The sequence below is a fragment of the Microlunatus flavus genome, assembly GCF_900110855.1.
Taxonomy (GTDB): Bacteria; Actinomycetota; Actinomycetes; order Propionibacteriales; family Propionibacteriaceae; genus Microlunatus; species Microlunatus flavus.
This window is the reverse complement of sequence record NZ_FOFA01000013.1, coordinates 40,554-59,738: the sequence shown is the minus strand read 5'-3', so window position 1 is coordinate 59,738 and position 19,185 is coordinate 40,554. Positions and strand designations below refer to the sequence as shown.

Sequence of the window (19,185 nt, the reverse complement as noted above, 5' to 3'; positions counted from 1 at the left end):
AGCACCACTTCTGTCCGAATCGGTACAGAAGGGCGTACGCTGGTGCGGTGCCGACCACCGAGAGCGTTCCGACCGGCCGACCGCGCGGGTTCGACGCCGACCAGGCCCTCGACCGCGCGGTCGAGGTCTTCTGGCGCCAGGGCTACGAGGGCACCAGCCTGGGCGACCTGACCGAAGCGATGGGCATCGGCAAGCCCAGCCTGTACGCCGCCTTCGGCAACAAGGAGACGCTGTTCGCGAAGGCCCTGGCCCGCTACACCGAGGGCCCGGCGGCGTACGCGGCGGCGGCCTTCAGCCAGCCGACGGCGAAGGACGTGATCAGGGCCTTCCTGCAGGGGGCGGTGCTGGCGACGACGCAGCCCGCGCGCCCTGCGGGTTGCCTCGGCGTGCAGGGGGCTCTCGCGACCAGCGGCACCGCCCAGCAGCCGCACGACCTGCTGGTCGAGTGGCGCAACGGCGCCCGTACGGACCTCGCCCGGCGTCTGCGACGCGCACGGGACGAGGGGGACCTGGCCGAGGACCAGGACCCGGAGCGTCTGGCCGCGTACCTGACGACGGTGACGTTCGGGATCGCCGTCCAGGCGGCCAGCGGGATGGGCGCGGACGAGCTGCACGCGGTGGCCGAGGAGGCGCTGGCCGGGTTGCGCCTGTGAGCAGACGCTCCCGCGCAGTCCTCAGGCCGGGCGCTGCTCGCGGTGCTCCAGCGCCCACAGCGCGATCATCAGGGTCGAGCGGCCTCCCAGCGTGAAGGGGTCGCAGCCGGTGAGCGCCCGGACCCGGCCGAGGCGGTGGCGGACCGTGTTGACGTGCAGGTGCTCGGCCCGGGCGGCGCCGACGAGGGACGCGTCGTTCTCGAGGAACACCCGCAGCGTCTGCACGTGACGGGTGCCGCGATCACGGTCGGCGGCGACGAGCGGCTCGACGACGTTGACGAACGGTGCGAGCCGTTCCCCGGGCTGCTGCAGGAGCAGCCCCTCCAGCGTCGCGAGCTGGTCGGGGCCGACCGGGCTGGAACGTCGCCGGGAGAGGTCGAACGCGGCCTGCGCCTCGACCAGCGCGGCACTCGCGTCCCGGATCGACACGCTGCGGCTGTGCCCGCAGGGCAGGCTGAGCAGGCCCGCCACCCGCCGCGGCGACTCGTCGGTCGGGGTGACGACCACCGCGGCCGTCGGGGTCTCGCCCAGCAGAGCGGGCTCCGCGCCGAGCGCCTCCGCGACCGGGCGTACGGCACCGGCCGGCCAGACCGAGAACACGAGCCGGTCGGTCGGCAGCCCGGCGTCGGCCAGGGCCTGCTCGAGGGCCTCGGGTGCGGCGAGCCGGCGCTCGACCAGGGCCAGCAGCTCCCCGGTGCGCTCGCGCCGGAGGTCGGTCTCCACGTCACGCTCGTGCTGGGCGATGGCGAGCAGCCGGGCGAGCACCTCGAGGAACGCCGCGTCCGGCGCCGGCCCGCTGCCCGCCCACCACAACGTGAGGCCGTCGACCGTGGCACCGGCGGTCGTCCACCCGTCGGGCAGCCCGGGGTCCGGCTCGTGCGTCGCGAACCGCCCGCCGACGCGGTCCGAGCAGGTCGCGAGCAGCTCCTCGAGCGACCGGTTGCGCCGCAGCGCGGCCAGGAGCTCGGCGGTGAGCGCCTCCTCCTGCCGCCAGGCCGCGGAACGTTCCGTGCGGTGCTCGACGATCCACTCGCCGATGGCGCGGAACGGTGAGCCGAAGCCGGCCGCGAGCAGCGGCAGCCCGTACGCGCGACAGGCGGCGAGGAGCGTCTGCGGCGCCTCGTCGAACACGTCGCCGAGACCGAAGCAGATGCCGGCGGAGCCCGCCCGGGCGACCGCCCCGACGAACGTCTCGACCGCGCCCGGGTCGGCGAACGTCGTCCCGACCGTGCACACGAGCTCGCCGCCGGCGAGGTAGCGCGACGGGTCGACCAGCTCCGTGGGCTGCGCCCAGCGCACCGTCCGGCCCAGCTGCTCGGAGCCGAGGAGGAAGCGCAGCTGGAGGTCCGGCTCCGCCACGAGGTCGCCCAGCGAGGTCACGCCGTACCCGCCCGAACCGCGGCTGCGCGTGAGATCGTCACGCGATCGACACCCATGGGTCGGAGGATCGCACAAAGAACCGTGCCGTGCGTGGTCCTCACCCCCAAGATCCTGCCCCGGCTCTTGTGCGTTCCGCCCACGGTCTGCTTGATTGCTGCCGACCCAGGCCAAGGAGCGACCGTGAGCACCGAACCCCTGTCCGAGCTCTCCGAGCACTCCGACCACGTGCTCAAGCGCGAGTTCACCCTGTGGTCGTCGTTCGCCTTCGCGTTCGCCTTCATCTCCCCGATCGTCGCCCTGTACGGGATCTTCGCCCTCGCGGTCGGCGCCGCCGGCGGCACCTTCTGGTTCGGCTTCTTCCTCGTCTGGGGCGGCCAGCTCCTCGTGGCCCTGGTCTTCGCGCACCTGGTGTCGCGCTGGCCGCTGGAGGGCTCGATCTACCAGTGGTCCCGGCGCCTGATGGGGAACGGGTACGGCTGGTTCGCCGGCTGGGCGTACATGTGGACCCTGGTCATCGCCATGAGCACGGTCGCCCTCGGCGCGGCGGGCTTCCTGGCCAACATCGTCGGCGTCGAGTCGCCCACGCCGACGCAGAAGGCGGTCATCGCCTTCGTCATCCTGCTGGCCGGCACCGGGCTCAACCTCGTCGGCCGCCAGGCGCTCAAGATCTTCATGACCGCGAGCATCGTCGCGGAGGTCGTGGGCTCGCTCGGACTGGGCACCTGGCTGCTGCTCTTCCACCGCCACCAGCCGCTGTCGGTCCTGGTCGAGGGCACGGGCTCCGGCCTCGGCGGCGGCTACCTCTCCCTGGGTGGGCCGTTCCTGGTGGCGGTCGCCTTCATCGGGTGGTCGTTCGTCGGCTTCGAGAGCGCCGGTGCCATCGCGGAGGAGGTGCGCGACCCCCGCCGCAACCTGCCCAAGGCCGTGATCCGCTCGCTGTGCCTGATCGCGCTGGTCGTGGCCTACTCGAGCCTGGCGATCATCCTGGCCATCCCGGACATGGGCAGGGTGACCTCCGCGCTGGACGACCCCGACCACGTCGGCGACCCGGTGTCGTACGCGCTGACAACGGCCTTCGGCGACGGGATCGCCCGGCCGGTCGAGGTGCTGTTCGTGATCGGCTTCCTCGCCAGCTTCCTCGCGCTGCAGACCTCGGCGTCCCGCGTCATCTGGGCGTACGCCCGCGACGAGGCGCTGCCCGCGCACCGTGCGCTGTCCCGGCTCTCCCGCGGCCAGCGCCAGCCGGTGGTCGCCCTGCTGGTGACGACCGTCGTCGGGTCGGTGCTGTTCCTGCTGAGCAACCTGTCGCCGAACGTCTACCTGCTCATGGTCAACTTCACGACCGGTGGCTTCTTCATCGCGTTCCTCTTCCCGCTCGTCGGCGCGCTGGTCAGCCAGCTGCGCGGAACCTGGCGGCCCTCGACCTTCTCACTGGGCCGGGCGACGCTCCCGCTGAGCGTCGCGGCGGTGCTCTGGGCCACGTTCGAGTTCCTCAACATCGCCTGGCCCCGGCACGTCAACGACGCGCGCTACCTCGACTGGTCGGTGTGGATCGCCATCGTCGTGCTCGGCGTGGTCGGGCTGACGATCTTCGCCGTCGTCCGGAGGCGGATGTTCCCGGCCGAGGCCGGCGACGACGAGCTGGACGACGACGGGCACCGGGTGGTCGCCGTCGGAGGCCGCACGCCTCCAGGCGTTCCGCGAGCGCCAGCGAGTGGAACGCAGCGGGGGGTGAGGGGGGTCGTCCCCCCTCAGGACACCGACGGGGACGTCAGGTGAGCGCCGGGACCACCGAGCAGCCCGGCGTCGCCGTCGTCACCGGCGCGGCCAGCGGCATCGGGGCGGCCGTCGCCGCCGAGCTGCGCGAGCGGGGGTGGCGAGTCGCCGGCCTCGACCTGACGGCGAGCGGGGCCGTCGACCTCGCCCTCGAGGTGGACGTCCGCGACGGGGCCGCGATGGCCGAGGCCGTGGACCGGGCCGGGCGCGAGCTCGGCGACGTCACGGCCGCGGTCTCCGTCGCCGGCCACTACGCGATGGCTCCCCTCGCGGAGATCACCACCGAGCAGTGGCAGCGGATGCTGCGCGTGCACCTCGGCGGCTTCACCAACCTCGCGCGCGCGGTCCTGCCCGGCCTGCTGGCCCGCAGGTCCGGCAGCGTCGTGGCGATCGCGAGCGAGCTCGCGATCGGCGGGGGCGACGAGGACGCGCACTACGCCGCGGCCAAGGGGGCCGTGCTCGGCGCCGTCCGCAGCCTCGCGGCCGAGGCAGCACCGAGAGGTGTCCGGGTCAACGCCGTCGCCCCCGGACCGACCGACACCCCGCTGCTCGCCCCCGACTCGCCGTGGCGGGACCGGGACTACCTCGACACGCTCCCGTTGCGGCGGCTCGGCTCGCCGCAGGAGGTCGCGCTGTGCGTGGCCTGGCTGCTCGAGGAGGGCACCTTCTGCGTCGGCGAGGTCCTCAACCCCAACGCCGGAGCGGTGATCTGATGAGTCGTACGGACCTGACGGGGCGGGTCGCGCTCGTCACCGGCGCCGCCCAGGGCATGGGCGCGGCGCACGCCGCCCGGCTCGCGGCGGACGGGGCCACCGTCGTCGTCAACGACCGGGAGCCGAGCGAGGCCCTCGACCGGGTGGCGCACGAGGTCGGCGGCACCGCCCTCGCCGCCGACCTCAGCGACCCCGGGCAGGTCGCCGAGCTCGTCGCCCGCACCGAGGAGACGGCCGGCCGGCTCGACGTCCTCGTCGCCAACCACGCGTACATGAGCATGGCGCCGTTCCTCGAGCACGACGTCGACGACTGGTGGAAGGTCGTCGACACCAACCTCGGCGGGACGTTCCACCTGGTCCGCTCGGCCGCGGCCGGCATGGTCGCGCGGGGTGCCGGCCGGGTCGTCGTGATCAGCAGCATCTGGGGACTGACCGGCTGGCCGGAGGCGAGCGCGTACGCGGCCTCGAAGTCCGGGCTCGTGTCCCTGATCAAGACGCTCGGGCGCGAGCTCGCCCCGCACGGCGTGATCGTCAACGGCATCGCACCCGGGGTGATCGACACCCCCCAGCTGCAGGTCGACGCCGACGCGGCCCGCGTGCCGCTGGCGGAGATCCACGCGCGCTACGCCGAGGCCATCCCCCTGGGCCGCATCGGCGCGCCCGAGGAGGTCTCGGCCGCGGTCTCCCTGCTCGCCGACTTCCGGCTCCAGGCCATGGTCGGCCAGGTCGTGCAGGTCAACGGCGGGGAGCTGCGCGGACGTGCCTGAGCAGCCGAGCCGCCAGCCGACCAGCCACGCCGACCCCAGGAGCGGGTCGGGCACCCCCGAGACGGATCCGGAGCAGCCGTGAACGAGCACCACATCCACCACCCGAACGGCCACGTCGGGCAGGTCGACGGCCTCGTCGTGCCGCGGTTCGCCGACCTCACGACGTTCGCGCGCCTGCCCCGGCGCTCCGACGTCGAGCGTCACGACGTCGCCGTGGTCGGCGTCCCCTTCGACGCCGGCACCACCTACCGGCCCGGGGCGCGCTTCGGCCCGTCGGCGATCCGTGAGGCCTCGCGCCTGCTGCGCCCGTACAACCCCGCGCTCGACGTCGCGCCGTTCGAGGTCGCCCAGGTCGTCGACGCCGGTGACATCGCCTGCAACCCGTTCGACATCCCCGCCGCCATGGACCAGATCCAGGCCGGCGTCGCGTCGCTGACGACCGGCGGGCGGCCGCTGGTGGTCCTCGGCGGTGACCACACCGTCGCGCTGCCCGTCCTGCGCGCGCTGCACGCCCATCACGGGCCCGTCTCGCTGATCCACTTCGACGCGCACCTCGACACCTGGGACACCTACTTCGCGGCGCCGTACACCCACGGCACCCCGTTCCGCCGGGCCAGCGAGGAGGGGCTGCTGCGCAAGGACCGCTCGGTGCACGTCGGCATCCGCGGCTCGCTCTACGACCGCCACGACCTGATCGACGACGCCGAGCTGGGCTTCACGATCGTGCACTGCCGCGACGTGGACCGGCTCGGCGTCGACGGGGTGCTGGAGCGGGTCCTGGACCGCGTCGGGGACGCGCCCGTCTACGTGTCGGTCGACATCGACGTGCTCGACCCCGCCTTCGCCCCGGCCACCGGGACGCCCGAGGCCGGCGGCCTGACGAGCCGGGAGCTGCTCGCGATCCTGCGCGGGCTGCAGCCGCTCCGGATCGTCGGCGCCGACGTCGTCGAGGTGTCCCCCGCCTACGACCACGCCGAGGTCACCGCGGTCGCCGCGGCCAACCTCGCGTACGAGTTCGTCACGCTGATGGCGCAGGCGAGCGCGTCGTGACCGTCGAGAGCGGCGGGGCCGCCTGGCCGGACGGGTACCGCGCGGCCGCCGCCTTCACCTTCGACATGGACGCGGAGTCCGCCGTGCTCTGGGGCTCGCCGGAGAACGCCGACCGGATGAGCGTCATGAGCCACCAGGCGTACGGGCCGCTGGTCGGGGTCCCGCGGCTGCTGACCCTGCTCGAGCGCCACGGCGTCACGGCGACGTTCTTCGTGCCGGGCTTCACCGCCGAGCGCCACGCCGACGTCGTCCGCTCGGTCGTCGACGCGGGCCACGAGGTCGCCCACCACGGCTACCTGCACGAGCAGCCGACCGCGCTCAGCCTCGCCGAGGAGGTGACCGCGCTGGACCGCGGGCTGGAGGCCCTCGAGCGGGTGGCCGGCGTGCGCCCGGTCGGCTACCGCGCGCCGATGTGGGACCTGTCGTGGCGCACGCCGGGGCTGCTCGCCGAGCGTGGGTTCGCGTACGACTCCAGCCTGATGGACGCCGACGCGCCCTACGTGCTCGACGTGGACGGGCGCAGCAGCCTGGTCGAGATCCCCATCCAGTGGGCGCTCGACGACTGGGAGCAGTACTGCTACCTGCCCGACGTCACCGGTAGCGGGCTCATCGAGACGCCGCGCAAGGCCCGCGAGCTGTGGCAGGCCGAGTTCGACGCGCTCCGCGAGGTCGGCGGCTGCTGGGTGCTCACCAACCACCCCTTCCTCTCGGGCCGGCCGTCGCGCGCGGCCGAGCTCGGGCGGCTGATGGAGCACGTCACAGCCGCCGACGACGTCTGGGTCGCCCCGCTGCACGAGATCGCGGCGTGGACCCGGAGCCGCGACCTCACCCCCCGCACCATCGAGCGCATCCGGGCCGAGGACCTGCCGGGCTGACGGCTCCGCCGCCTGCCCGGCGCCCGGCGGTCAGGCGGGCTGGAGGTGGAGGTCCGTCGCGGCGGCCGGCGTGAGGGTCAGCGCGCGCACGTCGGCGACGAAGCGGTCGGCGATGCGCTGGTGGCCTGCGTTGGACGGATGCCCGTTCGCCGGGTTCGCGGCCCAGGTCCCGTCGCCCGGCACGAACCACCGCTCCGCGACCGGGTCGACGAAGACGGCTCCGGTCCCGGCTGCCGCGGCCTTGACCTGGTCGTTGACCCGGATGAACTCGGGGTCCGGCCTGCCGTAGGGAGTGGCGGGACCGAGCATGAGCAGCTGGGCTCGCGGGTAGCGCTCCCGCACGATGCGCACCGTCGTGGCCAGGTTGGTGTCGAGCTCGGCCGCGGTGTAGCGGATGTCGTTCGACGACCCCTGCAGGACGATCAGGTCGTAGGCGTCCGCCGGCTGCTTGAGGAGCCGGTCGGCGAAGATGCCGGCGCCGTACGTCGTCGGGTTCACGTAGCCGGAGCCGTGGCGGCCGTCGCGGGTGAGCGCCCAGCCGAGCGGCTCGGCGATCTTGTAGGCGTAGCCGTTCGACGACGGCTCCGCACCCACGCCCTCGGTGTAGGAGTCACCGACGAGCAGCACGTTCGGGTGCGCCGGCAGGTCAAGCCGTGGCGCCGGGGTTCCTGGCGACGCGGCCGGGTCTGGGGTCGGCGTGGGGGTCGGCGTGGGGGTCGGCGTCGGCGTCGGCGTAGGCGTGGGCGTGACCACCGGCGTCGGGGTCGGCGTGGGCGTCGGCGTCGGCGTCGGCGTGGGCGTGGGCGTGGGCGTGGGCGTCGGCGTGGGCGTCGGCGTGGGCGTCGGCGTGGGCGTGGGTGTGACCATGGGCGTGGAAGTCGGCGTGGGCGTGACCACCGGCGTCGGAGTCGGCGTGGGCTTCGGGTTGACCGTAGGCGTGGGCGTCGGAGTCGGGGTCACCACCGGCGTGGGCATGGGGGTCGGCGTCACCACCGGCGTGGCCGCGGGCGTCGGCGTCACCACCGGCGTCGGGCTCGGCGTCACCACAGGGGTGGGGGTCGGGGTGGGCGACGGCGTGGTCTGCGGCGGGCTGGGCGCCAGGTCCTTGGCGAGCGTCCGGGTCTTGACCGCGCTCGAGTAGGACGAGAGGTTGTCGCCGCCCTTGCTCGTCACGCGGACCTTCACGTAGTAGGTCTTGTCGCGCTTGAGACCCGTGAGGGTGCTCGTCGTGCCGGTGGTGCTCACGTACTTGGCGTCCTTCATCGAGGACGAGGTCGAGTACTGGAGGCGGTACTTCGGGGCCTTGGACACGGCCTTCCAGGTCATGGTCACCGAGCTCGTGGTGGGGGTGCTGGCCTTCAGGCCGGTCGGCGCCTTCGTCGAGGCGGCGTGCGCCGACCCGGGTCCGGCGGTGACGAGCGAGACGGCCAGCAGGGCGACGACCACGAGCAGCCGCGACCAGGACGTGGTCGCGCCACGCAGGGCGCTGAGGGACACGGGCACTCCAGGGATGGTCGGGACGCGCGGGGCGGGCGCGGCCGGGGACGACGGGGTCGACGTGGGTCGACGAGACGACGGCGGCGGCGTTCGGGCCGGCCGGTCGAGGTGCTGGGGCCGGCGCCGCCCAGGCCCCCGGTGCCTGGGTGGAGCCGGGTCGGGCCGCCCTGACGGCGGCCCGACCGGGCCCGTGGGGGGTCAGGCGGTCCGGGGCAGGACCAGCGAGGCGCGGATGAGGTTGTGGTCCGACGGGATGGTGCCGACGAAGTCGCCGTTCGCGTCCTTGTCGACCACGGTCTCCCACTCGGGGACCTTGATCGTCGGGGAGACGAAGATGTAGTCGATGTAGGAACCGTTGACCCAGCTCGGGTGGGTGTTCACCGTGCGGTTGAAGTCGTTGAAGCTGTCCACCCAGGTGTTGATGCGCTTGACGACCGTCGCGCCCGGCGCGGTCTTGGTGGTGCCGAAGGCGGCGCCCAGCGGGTCGACCAGGCCACCCTTGACGAGCACGTCGTACGGGGCGTTCGTGGGCGAGTACGAGTGCGCGAAGCGGCTCGAGTTCAGGTCACCGACGAACACGACCGGCAGGTGCTCGGGGTTGTGCTCCTGCACCGCCGCGAGCGCGACCTCGGTCTGGGTGCGGCGCAGGTCGTAGAACGCGGTCGAGCCGGCCTTGTCCTTCGTCGGCTCGAGGTGCGTCGAGGCGAACATGAAGCGGTTGCCGGTGGACAGCTGACGGAACTGCGCCCAGGCGACGTAGCGGGCGTTGTCGTCGGGGTCGACGAAGGGCAGCTGCTTCGAGCCCTGGTCGAGCATCGCGACCCGCGCGCTGTCGAAGATGATCTTCGTGTCCTGCGAGGCGCCCTGGTCCTTGTAGACGCAGTTCGACGGGGTCGTGGACTTCACGCAGTTGTTGCGGTTGGCGTTGGTCAGCGTCCAGGTCCCGCCGAGGCGGTTGCGCAGGTCCTCGAACTGCGACAGCGAGATGCTCTTGCCGCTCTCGTCCTTCAGCCACGACTGGCCGGCTTCCTGCAGACCGACGACGTCGAGGTGCTGGCCGAGGATCGTGTCGACGACGGCCTGGCGGCGGCCCTCCCAGCGCAGCTCGTTCGGCACGCCCGAGAAGCAGTTGGCGCACTTGATGTTGTAGCTCGCGACCCGCACCGGCTCCGCCGCGCCCTGCGTGGGCGTCGCGGTGGGCGTGGGCGTCGAGGTGGGCGTCGGGCTCGGCGTCTGCGTCGGCGTCGGGCTCGGCGTGGCCGTCGGGCTCGGCGTGGACGTCGGGCTCGGCGTCGGCGTCGGGCTCGGCGTGGACGTCGGGCTCGGCGTGGGGGTCGGGGCCGTCTTGACCGGGTCCGGCTCGGCGAGGGTCTTGACCTTGACGGCCTTGGAGTACTTGGAGAGGTTGTGGCCCTCCGCGTCGATCACGCGCACCTTGACGTAGTAGGTCTTGCCCGCCGTCAGGCCGTCGAGGGTGCCCGTGGTCCGGGTCTCGCGCTGGTACTTCGCCTGCTTCATCTTCTTGGAGGTCGAGTACTGCAGCCGGTACGCGGGTGCCTTGGCGACCGCCTTCCACCGCAGCGTGAGCGTGGTCGGGGTCTTCGCGCCCACCTTCAGCCCCGAGGGGGCCTTCGTCGTGGCGGCGTCGGCCTGGCCGGGCGCCGTCCCGAGGAGGGCGGCGGCGAGCAGGACGACGATCAGGAGCAGCCGCGACCAGGTGGTGGCGGTGCGGACGGCGGGGTTGGACACGGGGCCTCCAATGGAACGAGTCGCAGCACCCCGAGCGGCCTCTGGCGTCGCTTCCCCGCGGGGCGACTACCCCCGTACGCACGAGGCGTCGGTGAGGTCGTGTTGATCAGCTGGAAGATCGACCAGGTGATCGCTCGCCCGCGCCGGCGTATTAGCACGGCGCTCCTAAGAACGCGGTGTGGGGTTCGCCGAGGATCCTCAGGTTCCGCGGAAGGGCTCCAGCTCGAGGCCGAAGACGTCGGCGCACTCCTGGCACGAGCCGAGCCGCTGGGCCCGGTCGAGCGGGGCCGTCCACTCGGGCACGGTCCCCCGCGCGACGCGGCGGCAGGGTCGTTCCGCGCCGAAGCGGGTCGGGACCCGACAGCGGCCGGGGTGCGCGGCGCTCGGCTCCGGCACGCCCACGAGCTCGGGCTGGGCGTCCACGCTGCCTGCCTAGCACCCCGTGGTCACGGGCCGACGACGCCGGACCGGCGCGCCCTCGCGCTGAGCGCTCAGCGCGCGCCGAGCACCGTCCCGAGCGTCCAGGGCAGCACCAGCAGCAGGACGCCGACGAGCAGGCAGACGGCGTCGGCCCGGCCGAACGTCGAGGGCAACGCGTACGTCCGACGGCGGACGGCGGCGAAGCCGCGCGCGTCCATCGCGACGCTCAGCTCCTGCGCCGCGCGCAGGGCGTGCACGAGCAGCCCGAGCGTGAGGGAGGCCGCCTGGCGCACTCGCGCGACCGGCGAGCGCCGGGGGGCCAGCCCCCGGACGTGACGGACCTGCGCCATGGCCCGCCAGCTGCGGGCGAAGTCGTCCAGGCGCAGCAGGCCCGCGCTCGCCGTGACCACCGGGCGCGCGGGCAGGCGCAGCCGCTGGCCGAGGGCGTCGGCGAGCGTGCTCGGTCGCAGCAGCCCGACGAGCAGGGCACCGGGCACGACGAGGCACAGGATCCGCGTGACCTCCTTGGCGGCGAGGGCCCCGCTGCCGGGCGAGAAGGCGCCGCCGGCGTTCAGCAGCAGCGTCGACCAGCCGACGGACAGCGCGGCCAGCCCGACCGGGGCGAGGCGCAGCAGCACCGGCCGGACGCGCCGGACGGCGAACGGTGACAGCAGCAGCGTCACCGTGAGGGTGAGGAGGCCGACCAGCGCGTCCGTCACGGCGAACGACCCGACCCCGGCGAGCACGGCCGTGCCGAGCAGCGCCAGCGGGTTGCAGCGCCCGGCGGGCGGCAGGCCAGGCTCGTGCACGGGCCGCACGTGGTGGTCGGCCGGCTCGAGCGCGGTCGGGGCGTGGCCGTCGAGCGCGAGCCGGGTGCCGAGCCGCGCGGCGAGGCGCGGGTCGTGCGTCGTGGCGACCACCGCGCTCCCGGAGCGCTGCACGGCGTCGAGCACGCCCGCGACCGCCGCCCAGGTCTGGCGGTCCTGCCCGACCGTCGGCTCGTCGAGGAGGACGACGGCCGGGTCGTGGGCCGTCGCCGCCGCGAGCACGACCCGGCGCTGCTCGCCTCCGGACACGGCGTACGGGTTCTCGTCGCGCAGCGCCGTCAGCCCGAGCGCCTCGACGAGCAGGTCGGCGCGGGCCCGGGACGCGGCGAGCCGTTCGGGGTCGCCGGCGTGCAGGACCTCACCGGTCGCGCGCACCTCCTCCAGCACGGTCCGGGCGGTGAAGGCGGACTCGCTGTCCTGGGGCGCCCAGCCCACGTGGCGGGCGAGGACGGGCGAGCTCGCGGCCACGGTCGGGAGCGGGGTCCAGCCGTCCTCGGTCCGCAGGTCCGCGGTGCCGGCCGCCGGCCGCTCCAGACCGGCCAGCACCCGGAGCAGCGTCGACTTGCCCGCACCGCTCGGACCGACCACGGCCAGCGACTCGCCGGCCGCCAGCTCGCCGGCGGCGTCCTCGACGAGCGCGTGGCCGTCCGGCGCGGCTACCCGCAGCCCGCGCCACCGCAGCCCGGCCGCGGCGCGGCCCCGGTCGGGCAGCGCGAGGGCGAGGGGCTCGGGGTCGGGCGCGCCCGGGACCCACACGCCCGCGGCCAGGAGCGCCGGTGCGCGCGCGCTCAGCACGTCGCGCACCGCCCCGTCGGCCAGCACCCGGCCGCCGTCGAGCACGACCAGCCGGTCGCACACGTCGAGCCACGGACCGAGCTGGTGCTCGGCGACCACCAGCGTGACCCCGGCCGCGTCGGCGGCCTCGCGGACCGCGGCCACGACCCGCGTGGCGGCGGCCGCGTCGAGCATGGCCGTGGGCTCGTCGAGCAGCAGCACCTCCGGCCCGAGGGCCAGCGCCCCGGCCAGCGCGAGGCGCGCCCCCTCCCCGCCCGACAGCGCGGCGGTCGGCCGCTCGGCGCCGTACGGGAAGGCGACGGCGCCGAGGGCGTCGACCACCCGGCTGCGGATCGTCGCGGGGGGTTGCGACCGGTTCTCGGGCCCGAAGGCGACGTCGCGGCCGACGTGCTCGGCGACCACGCCCGCGCGCGGGTCCTGCAGCAGCAGCCCCACGGCGCCCGGACGTTCCTGGGGGTCCCGTCCGCCGAGCGTCACCTGACCGACGAGCTCGCCCTCGCTGTCGTCGAGCAGGCCGGCCAGCCCGCGCAGCAGGGTCGACTTGCCCGACCCGCTGGCGCCGGCGAGCAGCACCCGCTCGCCCGGTGCGAACCGGAGCCCGACGTCGACGAGCGTCGGCGTGGCGCGCGCGTACGGGCGCCAGGTCAGCCCCGACGCCTCGAGGGCCCCCACCGCCATCGGCGCGCCGACCTGGGCCCGCGCGCCGGGTCGAAGCGTCACGGGACCCGGTCGGTCAGCCGCGACCAGCGGCCCGGTCCCGTCCGGCCGCGAAGGGCGCCAGCGCCCCGGTGCGGGCCAGCGCCCGGACGACGACCCAGCCGAGCACGCCGGCGAGGACGGCCCCCGACACGGCCATGGTCACCGCGTAGAGGCTGATGTAGCCGAACGACCACTCGGGGTAGTAGAGCCGCCACTCGTACGCGGCTTCGAGGACGCCGGCGATCGCGGCCCCGACCGCCGCGGGCAGCAGGGTCCAGCGGCGGTAGGCGAGCAGCGCGAAGCCGAGCTCGACGCCGAGGCCCTGCAGCGCACCGGAGCCGAGGGTCGCGATGCCCCACTGGCCGCCGAGGAGCGGCTCGACGGAGGCGGCGACGATCTCGGCGAGCAGCGCCGCGCCCGGCCGGCGCACGATCAGCGCGGCGACGACGGCGGGGATCCAGTAGAAGCCGTAGATGAGGCCGGCCAACGGCGGCAGCGCGCTGAACAGCGGTTGCAGCACGTTGCCCACCGCCCCCCACCCGACGAAGGCGATGCCGAACGCGACGGCGAGCAGCACGACGGTGATCAGGTCGACGGTCCGCCACCGGCCCCGGGGACGGGTCGTGCGCGGCGGTGCCTGGGTGGAGCTGGTCATGACGAGGTCCCTTCAACAGAAGGGGCCCGCCCGGCGTGGGCCGGGCGGCGAGCTCTCGACTCCCTACGCCGGTGCGAGCCGGATCAGGTTCGAGGGTCTGCGGATCTGCCGCACTCTCAGCGCCCTCTCGGCGCTCCCCTGTCGTCGTCGACCACGGTAGCGCCCGCGTCGCGCCGCAGCGGTGACGTCCGCGCGCACCACCCGCCACCACCGCGAGAAGGAGCCGTGCGACACTTTCTTGCCTAACTTTACTAAGTCTGCCGGGGCGCCCTAGGGTCGGACGACGAGCCGCCAGCGGTTCGCGTCCCGGGCCCCGAAGCCCCTCCCGAGCGAAGGAACACCGCCGTGCCGCACGCCCGCATCGACATGCACCGCAGCCTCCAGCCCAAGATGGCCGACATCAGCGCGGCGATCCTGCGCGGGATGGTGACCGGCTTCGAGATGCCCGCCGACGACCTGTTCCAGATCTTCCGGCTCCACGAGCCGGGCGAGCTCGTCTACTCCCCCACGTTCCCGAACCAGCAGCGCGACGACATCGTCTTCATCGAGCTCGTGGCGAGCAAGGGCTTCACCGACGCGCAGAAGCAGGCCGCCATGGAGGCGATCGTCGACGAGGTCTCGGCCCTCGACATCAAGCGCGACAACCTGCTGCTGGTGATCAACGAGGTCGGCCAGACCGCGACCTGGTACGCCCCCGAGCCCGTCTGAGCGGGCCCGGCCCACCACCCGAACCGTCTCCACCCAGCCCCACCCTCGAAGCGGAGGAACCGCATGGCGCGCGTGCTGAAGCCCGGCCAGACGTCCCAGGTCTGGGTCGCCGGCCCCGACCTCGACGAGCCGCAGCTGCTGCTCGAGACCTCCGAGCTGCTGCTCGAGGCCCCGAACTGGAGCCTCGACGGGCGCACGCTGGTGCTCAACGGCGACGGTGCGCTGTGGACGCTCGACGCCGCGGGCGGGAGCGGTCCCCGGCGGGTGGCCTTCGAGGGGCTGCCCGAGATCAACAACGACCACGTCCTCGCCCCCGACGGCGAGCACGTCTTCATGTCGGCGATGGACACGCACGTCTACCGCGGGTCCCTCGCGGGCGGGCCCGTCGAGCGGATGACGCCGGAGGACGGCCGCTGGCACTTCCTGCACGGCGTCTCGCCCGACGGCACCCGCCTCGCGTACGTGGAGATCGCCACCATGGAGCAGCCCGTGGGCCGGCTCGTCGTGCTCGAGGCGGACGGCACCCCGCGCACCGTCGACACCGGGCCGGACCACATCGACGGCCCCGAGTGGTCGCCGGACGGCGCGTGGATCTACTTCAACACCGAGGGCTTCACCACCGCTCCGGGCCACGCACAGCTCGCGCGGGTCCCCGACGGCGGCGGCGCGGTGGAGCAGCTGGTGAGCACGGGCACGGTCGACTGGTTCCCGCACCTGTCCCCCGACGGCGCGTACGCGACCTCCATCTCCTTCCCGGCCGGCACGCTCGGCCACCCCGCCGACCTCGACGTCGAGGTGCGTCTCGTCGCCACCAGCGACTGGAGCACCCCGCTGCAGCGCCACCGGCTCTTCGGCGGCCAGGGCACGCTCAACGTCAACAGCTGGTCGCCCGACAGCACGCGCTACGCCTTCGTCGCCTACCCGGTCGCCTGAGCGGCGCGGCGGACACCCGTCCCCGGCCCGGCGGCGGTCGCGAGAGGATCGCACCCATGGCACGCGTCTGGCTCCCGTACGCCGACCTCGAGGAGGCGGCGCGGCGTCTCGGCGGGCTGCCCGACGGACTCGAGGTCGACTGCTGGACGGCCGACACCGACGAGACGCCGGCCTCGACCGCAGAGGTCGAGATGGTCGTGCTGCCCTACCTCCGCCCGGGCAGCGAGCGGGTGCTCGCCGGTCTGCCCGCGCTGCGCGTCGCGCAGACCCTGACCGCCGGGGTCGACGACGTGGCGCCGTACGTGCCGGCCCACGTCACGCTCTGCAACGCGGCGGGCGTGCACGACGCCAGCACCGCGGAGCTGGCGCTCGCACTGATGCTGGCCAGCGGGCGGCACCTCGACGAGTTCGCGCGCCACCAGGAACAGGGCCGCTGGCGCCGACGCTTCGGGACGGCGCTGGCCGACCGGCGGGTGCTGATCCTCGGCTACGGCGGCATCGGGGCGGCGATCGAGGCGCGGCTGCGGCCGTTCGAGGTCGCCTCCGTCACCCGCGTCGCGCGCCGGGCGCGCACGGAGCCGCCGGTCCACGCCACCACCGAGCTGTCCGCACTGCTGCCCGAGGCCGACGTGCTCGTGGTGATCGCCCCGCTGACCGACGAGACGCGCGGAATCGTGGACGCGGCGGCGCTCGCCCGGCTGCCCGACGGGGCGCTCGTCGTCAACGTCGCCCGGGGCCCCCTCGTCGACACCGACGCGCTGCTGGCGGAGACGAGCAGCGGGCGGCTGCACGCGGCGCTCGACGTGACCGACCCCGAGCCGCTGCCGGCCGACCACCCGCTGTGGCACGTGCCGAACGTGCTGATCTCCCCGCACGTGGGCGGGGCCAGCACAGCCTTCTTCCCGCGCGCCGACCGGATGATCGCCGAGCAGGTCCGACGCTTCGCCCGCGGCGAGCCGCTGGCCAACGTCGTACGCCGGCCCTCCTGATCCCGCTCGCCACACCCGCCCGTGGCGCGGGCGGTGGCGTTCAGCGCGGGGTGACGGCCTCCAGCGCCCACAGCGCGTTCTTCGCGGTCGGGCACGGGTAGGAGTCGAGGGCCTGCTCCTCGTGGCTGCGGCAGACCCGGCACCGCAGGACGGTGCGGCCGTCCGGACCGGTCCCCGGTTCCGGGTCGTGGCCGTTGAGGATGATCGCGAGCGCGCCGACCAGGCGGTCGCCGTTCGTCAGGGCCGGGCGCAGCACGTGGTCGCGGCGGCGCAGCACCTCGGCCTGCTCGTCGGAGCCGGGCGCGTCGTCCGCGGGCCAGGACGCGAACGCGCTCACCTCGTCGAGCCCCGCGAGGCTGCGGCCGTCGGTGAGGGAACGGGTGGTGGCGTCGAGGTCCTCGAAGCCCATGGTCCAGTCCGGGAACCGGCGCTGCGTCGCGGCGCTGCTCCAGACGGTCGTGACCTGCTGGTGCCGGACGTCCATCGCGATGCGGTCGTAGAGCTCGCGCACGACGCGTTCCTCCCCCTCGAGCAGCTGCATCACCCGTCCCCGGCGGTAGAGCAGCAGCCCGGTGACCCCCCGGTCGGCGTTGCGCGAGCGGCTGGCGACCAGCAGGTCGACGAGCTCGGCGTCCGTCATGGGCCGCACCATGGTGCTGGTGTAGGCCGTGGTGAAGATCACCCGCTGACGGTAGTGGCTCCTGCTGAGCGACGAGCCCGGCGCGGCACATCCACGCTCCGGCGCTAGCCTCCGGGCTCAGGACGGGTCGCTCGGCCCGTCCCCGACGACGAGGAGGCGGGGCCGATGCGGGCCGTGATCTACGACCGGGCGCTGGAGCCCGAGGCGCGCGAGGTCCCCGACCCGGAGCCGGGTCCCGGCGAGGTCCTGATCAAGGTGGCGCAGGCCGGCTTCTGCGGGACGGACCTGCACCTGCACACCGGCGGCTTCGACGCGCGCTTCCCGCTGATCCCGGGCCACGAGGGCGTGGGGACCGTCGTCGGCCTCGGCGCCGGGACCACGGGCTTCGACGTCGGCCAGCAGGTCGTCGTCAACCCGAACGCGTACTGCGGGCACTGCGCCTACTGCCGTGCGGGCGACCTCGTGCGCTGCGAGAACCTCCTCGCCGTCGGGGTGAACCGGGACGGGATGTTCGCGGAGCTGGTCTCGGTGCCGGCGGGGCAGGTCTTCGACGCCGACGGCCTCGACCCCGACGTCGCGGTCCTCGCCGAGCCGGCGTCGTGCGCGATGCACGGCCTGGAGCGGCTCCGGCCGCGCCCGGGCAGCAGCGCGCTGGTCTTCGGCGCGGGGCCGACCGGTTCGCTGCTCGCGCAGATGATGGCCTCCGGCGGCGTCGCTCACGTGAGCGTCGCCGACCCGTCGGCGGCCAAGCTGGAGACGGTCCGCGGGCTCGGCATCGACCAGACCCTGCCCATCGAGATGATCACCGAGGCCAACGCGGCCTCGGTCGTGGAACGGCTCCGCGCCGCCTCCCCCACCGGCACCGGGTACGACGTCGTCGTCGAGGCGACCGGCTCGGCGACCGTCGGGAACCTCGGCGTCCCGCTGCTGCGCAACGGCGGCACCCTGCTGGTCTACGGGGTCGCCTCCGAGCAGGCCCGGCTGTCGGTCGCACCGTACGAGCTGTTCCGCCGCGAGCTCACGGTGATGGGCTCGTTCGCCGAGATGACCTCCTTCGCGGCCGCGCTCGCCGCGCTGAGGACCGGCCGGGTCCGCACCCAGGGCCTGATCACGCACCGCTTCGGCCTCGACGACTACGCGGGCGCCATCGAGGCGGCGCGCCACGACCGCACCGCCCACAAGATCGTCATCGTCCCGTGAGCGTGCGCTCGGCCTTCGTGACCGGCGCCGCCGGGGGCATCGGCCGTGCGATCGCGCTGCGTCTGGCCGCCGACGGGCTGGCGGTGTCGGTCGTCGACCTGCCCGGCGCCCGCGACGCGCTCGACGCCGTGGTCGCGCAGCTCGGCGGTACTGACGGGGGCGCGCTGGCGCTGACGGCCGACGTGGCCGACAGCGCGTCCGTCGACGCCGCGGTCGCCGCCCACGTCACGCACCACGGCGGGCTCGACGTGATGGTCGCCAACGCAGGCATCGCCGTCACCGCGCCGCTGGTGGAGACGACCGACGAGCAGTGGCGCCGCGTGCTCGACGTGAACGTCGGCGGCGTCTTCCACTGCTACCGCGCGGCCGCGCGTCAGCTGGTCGCGCAGGGACGCGGCGGTCGCATCATCGGGGCGGCATCGGTCGCCGCGCACCGCGCCGGGAAGTGGCAGTCGGCGTACTCGGCGTCCAAGTTCGCCGTGCGCGGGATGAGCCAGTCGCTCGCCCAGGAGCTCGGCGAGCACGGCATCACCGTGAACGTCTACAGCCCCGGCGTCGTGCAGACGCCCATGTGGGACGCGATCGACGTCGACATGGCGGGACGGCGTGGGACGCCCGTGGGTTCGGAGATGCAGGCGATGGTCGCCGGCATCCCGCTCGGCCGCCTCGAGGTGCCCGACGACGTGGCCGGCGTGGTGTCGTTCCTCGCCTCGCCCGACGCCGCGTACGTCACCGGCCAGTCCATCGTCGTCGACGGGGGCATGTGGTTCGGCTGAGCCGGCTGCCCGGCCCTCTCCCCGCGAACCGCTGACTCCCGACATCCCGATCGCCAGATCGGCCGTCGGGAGTCAGCGTTTCG

General features: G+C 74.3%; 18 protein-coding genes and 1 riboswitch. Of the genes, 11 read left to right on the top strand and 7 right to left on the bottom strand.

Annotated features, from left to right (window positions below):
- Window positions 1-47: 47 nt before the first annotated feature.
- Complete coding sequence (locus BMY04_RS21245) at window positions 48-653, top strand: TetR/AcrR family transcriptional regulator (protein WP_091186668.1); 606 nt, start codon at window positions 48-50, stop codon at window positions 651-653.
- A 21-nt stretch (window positions 654-674) separates the two neighbouring features.
- Here the strand turns inward: BMY04_RS21245 and BMY04_RS22555 are convergent, their stop codons facing one another.
- Window positions 675-2,033 (bottom strand): PucR family transcriptional regulator, encoded by a 1,359-nt coding sequence (locus BMY04_RS22555; RefSeq protein WP_170854267.1) that lies wholly within the window; start codon window positions 2,031-2,033, stop codon window positions 675-677.
- Between the two features lie 180 nt (window positions 2,034-2,213).
- Here BMY04_RS22555 and BMY04_RS21230 point away from each other — a divergent pair, with 180 nt between their 5' ends.
- The 5 genes from BMY04_RS21230 (at window position 2,214) to BMY04_RS21210 (ending at window position 7,214) form a co-directional block, all read left to right on the top strand.
- Window positions 2,214-3,812, top strand: coding sequence for an APC family permease (locus tag BMY04_RS21230; RefSeq protein ID WP_232506557.1), 1,599 nt, complete (start codon window positions 2,214-2,216; stop codon window positions 3,810-3,812).
- Complete coding sequence (locus BMY04_RS21225) at window positions 3,809-4,522, top strand: SDR family NAD(P)-dependent oxidoreductase (protein WP_091186661.1); 714 nt, start codon at window positions 3,809-3,811, stop codon at window positions 4,520-4,522. The genes BMY04_RS21230 and BMY04_RS21225 overlap by 4 nt, the downstream gene beginning before the upstream one ends.
- Window positions 4,522-5,289: an SDR family NAD(P)-dependent oxidoreductase gene (locus tag BMY04_RS21220; protein WP_091186659.1), complete on the top strand. Its 768-nt coding sequence runs from the start codon at window positions 4,522-4,524 to the stop codon at window positions 5,287-5,289. Before BMY04_RS21225 ends, BMY04_RS21220 begins: the two co-directional genes overlap by 1 nt.
- Before the next feature lie 78 nt (window positions 5,290-5,367).
- Window positions 5,368-6,339: an agmatinase gene (speB, locus tag BMY04_RS21215; protein ID WP_091186656.1), complete on the top strand. Its 972-nt coding sequence runs from the start codon at window positions 5,368-5,370 to the stop codon at window positions 6,337-6,339.
- Window positions 6,336-7,214, top strand: a complete 879-nt coding sequence (locus tag BMY04_RS21210) for a polysaccharide deacetylase family protein (RefSeq protein ID WP_232506556.1) — start codon at window positions 6,336-6,338, stop codon at window positions 7,212-7,214. Before speB ends, BMY04_RS21210 begins: the two co-directional genes overlap by 4 nt.
- 30 nt (window positions 7,215-7,244) lie before the next feature.
- Here BMY04_RS21210 and BMY04_RS21205 read toward each other — a convergent pair whose 3' ends face one another.
- The 5 genes from BMY04_RS21205 to BMY04_RS21185 form a co-directional block, all read right to left on the bottom strand.
- Window positions 7,245-8,717 (bottom strand): GDSL-type esterase/lipase family protein, encoded by a 1,473-nt coding sequence (locus BMY04_RS21205; RefSeq protein ID WP_091186652.1) that lies wholly within the window; start codon window positions 8,715-8,717, stop codon window positions 7,245-7,247.
- A 192-nt stretch (window positions 8,718-8,909) separates the two neighbouring features.
- Window positions 8,910-10,460 carry an endonuclease/exonuclease/phosphatase family protein gene (locus BMY04_RS23190; RefSeq protein ID WP_091186648.1) on the bottom strand — a complete coding sequence of 517 codons (1,551 nt, stop codon included), beginning with the start codon at window positions 10,458-10,460 and terminating at the stop codon, window positions 8,910-8,912.
- A gap of 198 nt (window positions 10,461-10,658) precedes the next feature.
- Window positions 10,659-10,883 carry a hypothetical protein gene (locus BMY04_RS21195; RefSeq protein WP_091186645.1) on the bottom strand — a complete coding sequence of 75 codons (225 nt, stop codon included), beginning with the start codon at window positions 10,881-10,883 and terminating at the stop codon, window positions 10,659-10,661.
- A gap of 68 nt (window positions 10,884-10,951) precedes the next feature.
- On the bottom strand, window positions 10,952-13,222 hold the full coding sequence (locus BMY04_RS21190; RefSeq protein WP_198410333.1) for an ATP-binding cassette domain-containing protein: 2,271 nt from the start codon (window positions 13,220-13,222) through the stop codon (window positions 10,952-10,954).
- 13 nt (window positions 13,223-13,235) lie between these two features.
- The gene (locus BMY04_RS21185) at window positions 13,236-13,856 is read right to left on the bottom strand and encodes an ECF transporter S component (RefSeq protein ID WP_091186639.1); all 621 of its coding nucleotides are present in this window, start codon (window positions 13,854-13,856) and stop codon (window positions 13,236-13,238) included.
- Window positions 13,857-13,899: 43 nt separating this feature from the next.
- Window positions 13,900-14,006: riboswitch (TPP riboswitch) on the bottom strand.
- A gap of 195 nt (window positions 14,007-14,201) precedes the next feature.
- Between BMY04_RS21185 and BMY04_RS21180 the strand changes: the two genes are divergently transcribed.
- The 3 genes from BMY04_RS21180 to BMY04_RS21170 all read left to right on the top strand — a co-directional run bounded on the left by BMY04_RS21180 (window position 14,202) and on the right by BMY04_RS21170 (window position 16,486).
- Entirely contained in the window at window positions 14,202-14,564 is a 363-nt protein-coding gene (locus tag BMY04_RS21180) for a tautomerase family protein (RefSeq protein WP_198410332.1), read from the top strand.
- 63 nt (window positions 14,565-14,627) lie between these two features.
- A complete protein-coding gene (locus BMY04_RS21175) occupies window positions 14,628-15,497 on the top strand; it encodes a TolB family protein (protein WP_091186637.1) in 870 nt (289 codons plus the stop codon).
- Window positions 15,498-15,553: 56 nt separating this feature from the next.
- Window positions 15,554-16,486, top strand: a complete 933-nt coding sequence (locus BMY04_RS21170) for a 2-hydroxyacid dehydrogenase (protein WP_091186633.1) — start codon at window positions 15,554-15,556, stop codon at window positions 16,484-16,486.
- Window positions 16,487-16,526: 40 nt separating this feature from the next.
- On the opposite strand, the gene BMY04_RS21165 is transcribed toward BMY04_RS21170, so the two are convergent.
- Entirely contained in the window at window positions 16,527-17,168 is a 642-nt protein-coding gene (locus tag BMY04_RS21165) for a BLUF domain-containing protein (protein WP_091186629.1), read from the bottom strand.
- 123 nt (window positions 17,169-17,291) lie between these two features.
- On the opposite strand from BMY04_RS21165, the gene BMY04_RS21160 reads away from it, so the two are divergent.
- Complete coding sequence (locus BMY04_RS21160; RefSeq protein WP_091186625.1) at window positions 17,292-18,326, top strand: zinc-dependent alcohol dehydrogenase family protein; 1,035 nt, start codon at window positions 17,292-17,294, stop codon at window positions 18,324-18,326.
- Window positions 18,323-19,102: an SDR family oxidoreductase gene (locus BMY04_RS21155; protein ID WP_198410331.1), complete on the top strand. Its 780-nt coding sequence runs from the start codon at window positions 18,323-18,325 to the stop codon at window positions 19,100-19,102. The genes BMY04_RS21160 and BMY04_RS21155 overlap by 4 nt, the downstream gene beginning before the upstream one ends.
- Window positions 19,103-19,185 lie beyond the last annotated feature (83 nt).